Annotated in this window: 1 protein-coding gene, 2 tRNA genes and 3 rRNA genes; 5 read left to right on the top strand and 1 reads right to left on the bottom strand. The window is 54.5% G+C overall.

Annotated features, from left to right (window positions below):
* A partial coding sequence (locus ACFPK0_RS16875; protein WP_377342422.1) for a hypothetical protein occupies positions 1 to 185 on the bottom strand: 185 nt, incomplete at its 3' end.
* Between the two features lie 34 nt (positions 186 to 219).
* Between ACFPK0_RS16875 and ACFPK0_RS16870 the strand changes: the two genes are divergently transcribed.
* The 5 genes from ACFPK0_RS16870 (at position 220) to rrf (ending at position 5,543) form a co-directional block, all read left to right on the top strand.
* Positions 220 to 1,764, top strand: a 16S ribosomal RNA gene (locus tag ACFPK0_RS16870).
* A 197-nt stretch (positions 1,765 to 1,961) separates the two neighbouring features.
* Positions 1,962 to 2,038 (top strand) — tRNA-Ile (locus ACFPK0_RS16865).
* An 18-nt stretch (positions 2,039 to 2,056) separates the two neighbouring features.
* A tRNA-Ala gene (locus tag ACFPK0_RS16860) sits at positions 2,057 to 2,132 on the top strand.
* A 211-nt stretch (positions 2,133 to 2,343) separates the two neighbouring features.
* Positions 2,344 to 5,227 (top strand): 23S ribosomal RNA (locus ACFPK0_RS16855).
* Between the two features lie 202 nt (positions 5,228 to 5,429).
* Positions 5,430 to 5,543: ribosomal RNA gene (gene rrf / locus ACFPK0_RS16850) — 5S ribosomal RNA — on the top strand.
* The 16S, 23S and 5S rRNA genes sit together here with 2 tRNA genes alongside, the layout of an rRNA operon.
* Positions 5,544 to 5,654 lie beyond the last annotated feature (111 nt).

The following is a 5,654-nucleotide window of genomic DNA, read 5'->3' as shown; positions in this document are numbered from 1 at the left end:
TGGGGCGGTACCGGGAAAACCGGTGCCAAGCGAACGATCTTTGACAGTGTGCGCAGGTGAATTGTGTGGACGTCTTGTGTTGAATGGGTCACGACCTGTCCAAGCAATGCAAGCGTCCCACCAAGAAAAAAGTCAGTAATGAGTTTTGATTGGTTGGGAACATACGCTTCAGAAAGATAGATCATCCATCGCTGCAAGGTGATGACATGGTCGAAAACTTAAGTGAAGAGTTTGATCCTGGCTCAGATTGAACGCTGGCGGCATGCCTAACACATGCAAGTCGAACGGCAGCACAGGGGAGCTTGCTCCTTGGGTGGCGAGTGGCGGACGGGTGAGTAATGCATCGGGATCTACCCTGACGTGGGGGATAACCTCGGGAAACCGGGACTAATACCGCATACGTCCTACGGGAGAAAGCGGGGGACCTTCGGGCCTCGCGCGGCAGGACGAACCGATGTGCGATTAGCTAGTTGGCGGGGTAATGGCCCACCAAGGCGACGATCGCTAGCTGGTCTGAGAGGATGATCAGCCACACTGGGACTGAGACACGGCCCAGACTCCTACGGGAGGCAGCAGTGGGGAATATTGGACAATGGGCGAAAGCCTGATCCAGCAATGCCGCGTGTGTGAAGAAGGCCCTCGGGTTGTAAAGCACTTTTATCAGGAACGAAATACCACGGGTTAATAACCTATGGGGCTGACGGTACCTGAGGAATAAGCACCGGCTAACTTCGTGCCAGCAGCCGCGGTAATACGAAGGGTGCAAGCGTTAATCGGAATTACTGGGCGTAAAGGGTGCGTAGGCGGTTGTTTAAGTCTGTCGTGAAATCCCCGGGCTCAACCTGGGAATGGCGATGGATACTGGGCAGCTAGAGTGTGTCAGAGGATGGTGGAATTCCCGGTGTAGCGGTGAAATGCGTAGAGATCGGGAGGAACATCAGTGGCGAAGGCGGCCATCTGGGACAACACTGACGCTGAAGCACGAAAGCGTGGGGAGCAAACAGGATTAGATACCCTGGTAGTCCACGCCCTAAACGATGCGAACTGGATGTTGGTCTCAACTCGGAGATCAGTGTCGAAGCTAACGCGTTAAGTTCGCCGCCTGGGGAGTACGGTCGCAAGACTGAAACTCAAAGGAATTGACGGGGGCCCGCACAAGCGGTGGAGTATGTGGTTTAATTCGATGCAACGCGAAGAACCTTACCTGGCCTTGACATGTCCGGAATCCAGCAGAGATGCAGGAGTGCCTTCGGGAATCGGAACACAGGTGCTGCATGGCTGTCGTCAGCTCGTGTCGTGAGATGTTGGGTTAAGTCCCGCAACGAGCGCAACCCTTGTCCTTAGTTGCCAGCACGTAATGGTGGGAACTCTAAGGAGACTGCCGGTGACAAACCGGAGGAAGGTGGGGATGACGTCAAGTCATCATGGCCCTTACGGCCAGGGCTACACACGTACTACAATGGTCGGTACAGAGGGTTGCAATACCGCGAGGTGGAGCCAATCCCAGAAAGCCGATCCCAGTCCGGATCGGAGTCTGCAACTCGACTCCGTGAAGTCGGAATCGCTAGTAATCGCGGATCAGCTATGCCGCGGTGAATACGTTCCCGGGCCTTGTACACACCGCCCGTCACACCATGGGAGTGGGTTGCTCCAGAAGGCGTTAGTCTAACCGCAAGGAGGACGACGCCCACGGAGTGGTCCATGACTGGGGTGAAGTCGTAACAAGGTAGCCGTATCGGAAGGTGCGGCTGGATCACCTCCTTTCAAGAAATGACGGCGTGAGTCACTCACGCAAGACGTCCACACAAGACACCTGTACTTCACGCGACATCCTGTCGCGAAGAGCGTAGATCAAGACCGACCATCCATGGTCGGACTCTTCATCAACAGCGGCTTCGAATCTGGGCCTAGGCAGTTTGTCCAGGTAGCTTTGCTCGCGGGTTCTGGGGTTCATCCTTCATGGGTCTGTAGCTCAGGTGGTTAGAGCGCACCCCTGATAAGGGTGAGGCCGGTGGTTCGAGTCCACCCAGACCCACCATTATGCCAAGGTTTCCTTGGGGCCTTAGCTCAGCTGGGAGAGCACCTGCTTTGCAAGCAGGGGGTCGTCGGTTCGATCCCGACAGGCTCCACCAAGGTTCGATCAGGCGCGTGAAGTATCAGCACACACAAGATTTGTTGAAATCATCCGGCATTGAGGCCGGTATGATGTTCTTTGAAAACCCATAAACGAGTGACAAGCGTCTTGGTTCGAAACCGAACCGAGGCAAGTGTTAAGGCACGAAAACGAAGTAACTTGGCTGCACCTGAAGAGGGTGTATGCCCCGAGGCGACTTGGGGTTATATGGTCAAGCGACTAAGCGTATACGGTGGATGCCTTGGCAGTCAGAGGCGATGAAGGACGTGGCAGCCTGCGAAAAGTGTCGGGGAGCTGGCAACAAGCTTTGATCCGGCAATGTCCGAATGGGGAAACCCACCGCGCAAGCGGTACCGTGCACTGAATACATAGGTGTACGGGGCGAACCCGGGGAACTGAAATATCTAAGTACCCGGAGGAAAAGAAATCAACCGAGATTCCCTGAGTAGCGACGAGCGAACGGGGACTAGCCCAAAAGCACATTATGTTTTAGTCAAACGGGATGGAAAGCCCGGCCATAGATGGTGATAGCCCAGTCGACGAAAAGGCATTTTGTGTGAAATTGAGTAAGGCGGGGCACGTGAAACCTTGTCTGAACATGGGGGGACCATCCTCCAAGGCTAAATACTACTGACTGACCGATAGCGAACTAGTACCGTGAGGGAAAGGCGAAAAGAACCCCGGAGAGGGGAGTGAAATAGACCCTGAAACCGTATACGTACAAGCAGTGGAAGCCCGCAAGGGTGACTGCGTACCTTTTGTATAATGGGTCAGCGACTTACTGTCTGTGGCAAGCTTAACCGTATAGGGGAGGCGAAGAGAAATCGAGTCTGAATAGGGCGCATAGTCTCAGGCAGTAGACCCGAAACCGAGTGATCTATCCTTGGCCAGGTTGAAGGTGCGGTAACACGCACTGGAGGACCGAACCCACATCTGTTGCAATAGATGGGGATGAGCTGAGGATAGGAGTGAAAGGCTAAACAAACTCGGAGATAGCTGGTTCTCCTCGAAAGCTATTTAGGTAGCGCCTCGGACGAATCTTCCTGGGGGTAGAGCACTGTTATGGCTAGGGGGTCATCGCGACTTACCAAACCATGGCAAACTCCGAATACCAGGACAGACTATCCGGGAGACACACGGCGGGTGCTAACGTCCGTCGTGAAAAGGGAAACAACCCAGACCCGCAGCTAAGGTCCCCAAGTCATGGCTAAGTGGAAAACGATGTGGAAAGGCATAGACAGCCAGGAGGTTGGCTTAGAAGCAGCCATCCTTTAAAGAAAGCGTAATAGCTCACTGGTCGAGTCGGTCTGCGCGGAAGATTTAACGGGGCTAAGCCATGCACCGAAGCTCGGGGTGTGCACATTTATGTGTACGCGGTAGAGGAGCGTTCCGTAAGCCTGTGAAGGTGTGTTGTAAAGCATGCTGGAGGTATCGGAAGTGCGAATGCTGACATGAGTAACGATAATGGGGGTGAAAAGCCCCCACGCCGAAAGCCCAAGGTTTCCTCGCGCAACGTTCATCGGCGCAGGGTGAGTCGGCCCCTAAGGCGAGGCAGAAATGCGTAGTCGATGGGAAGCAGGTTAATATTCCTGCACTTTTCTATAGTGCGATGTGGGGACGGAGAAGGTTAGGTCTACCGGGCGTTGGTTGTCCCGGGGAAAGGCGGTAGGCATGGGTCTTAGGCAAATCCGGGACCCTTTATGCCGAGCACCGAGACGAGTCCTATTTTGGACGAAGTGACTGATACCACGCTTCCAGGAAAAGCCACTAAGCTTCAGCTATAGAAAAACCGTACCGTAAACCGACACTGGTAGGCAGGGTGAGAATCCCAAGGCGCTTGAGAGAACTCGGGTGAAGGAACTAGGCAAAATGGCACCGTAACTTCGGGAGAAGGTGCGCCCATTGACGTGGTCACGTGCGTGACTGAGCGTCGATGGGTCGCAGTAACCTGGCCGCTGCGACTGTTTATCAAAAACACAGCACTCTGCAAACACGAAAGTGGACGTATAGGGTGTGACGCCTGCCCGGTGCTGGAAGGTTAATTGATGGGGTCAGCCGCAAGGCGAAGCTCTTGATCGAAGCCCCAGTAAACGGCGGCCGTAACTATAACGGTCCTAAGGTAGCGAAATTCCTTGTCGGGTAAGTTCCGACCTGCACGAATGGCGTAACGACAGCGGCGCTGTCTCCACCCGAGACTCAGTGAAATTGAATTCGCTGTGAAGATGCAGCGTTCCCGCGGCAAGACGGAAAGACCCCGTGAACCTTTACTATAGCTTTACATTGAACGTTGAGTTCTTCTGTGTAGGATAGGTGGGAGGCTTTGAAGTGCAGGCGCTAGCTTGCATGGAGCCATCCTTGAAATACCACCCTGAAGTGCTTGACGTTCTAACCTCGGCCCGTTATCCGGGTCAGGGACCATGTATGGTGGGTAGTTTGACTGGGGCGGTCTCCTCCCAAAGAGTAACGGAGGAGCACGAAGGTACGCTCAGCGCGGTCGGACATCGCGCACTGTGTGCAAAGGCATAAGCGTGCTTGACTGCGAGATCGACGGATCAAGCAGGTACGAAAGTAGGTCTTAGTGATCCGGTGGTTCTGTATGGAAGGGCCATCGCTCAACGGATAAAAGGTACTCCGGGGATAACAGGCTGATACCGCCCAAGAGTTCATATCGACGGCGGTGTTTGGCACCTCGATGTCGGCTCATCACATCCTGGGGCTGTAGCCGGTCCCAAGGGTATGGCTGTTCGCCATTTAAAGTGGTACGCGAGCTGGGTTCAGAACGTCGTGAGACAGTTCGGTCCCTATCTGTCGTGGGCGTTGGAGATTTGAGGGGGGCTGCTCCTAGTACGAGAGGACCGGAGTGGACGTTCCGCTGGTGTTCGGGTTGTCATGCCCATGGCATTGCCCGGTAGCTATGAACGGAAGTGATAACCGCTGAAAGCATCTAAGCGGGAAGCACGCCCCAAGATGAGATCTCCCGAGAGCTTGACTCTCCTTAAGGCACCATCAAGACCAGGTGGTTGATAGGTCAGGTGTGGAAGTGCAGCAATGCATGGAGCTAACTGATACTAATGAGCCGTGCGGCTTGACCATATAACCCCAAGACGCTTCGTGTGTCCTTGGCATGGCCAACGTTCGATATCGAATTCACCTCGACGCTTGTCACTCGTTTATGATTTATTTGACGCGAAGTCCTTTTCGCGAAGAGCAAAACCCGCCATCCATGGCGGACTCTTCAGAAAGGCTTTGTGCTCCAGACTGAAGCCGGCGCTTGGTGCGCTGCTTCAACCCCTTCCCTGGCGGCCATAGCGGCGTGGTACCACCTGATCCCATCCCGAACTCAGAAGTGAAACGCGCATGCGCCGATGGTAGTGTGGCTCGCCCATGCAAGAGTAGGTCACCGCCAGGGGCTTTATCCTGATCAACCCTCACCGGAAACGGTGGGGGTTTTTCTTTTGCACGGCTTCTTTTTATCCGGCTGACGAAGCGCACCGTCCAGGCACTGGATAGCGCTTTTGAG

It is taken from the genome of Rhodanobacter ginsenosidimutans, from assembly GCF_042655685.1.
Lineage (GTDB): Bacteria > Pseudomonadota > Gammaproteobacteria > Xanthomonadales > Rhodanobacteraceae > Rhodanobacter > Rhodanobacter ginsenosidimutans.
The sequence above is the reverse complement of the archived record's forward strand: the minus strand, read 5'-3'. Positions and strand labels throughout refer to the sequence as shown.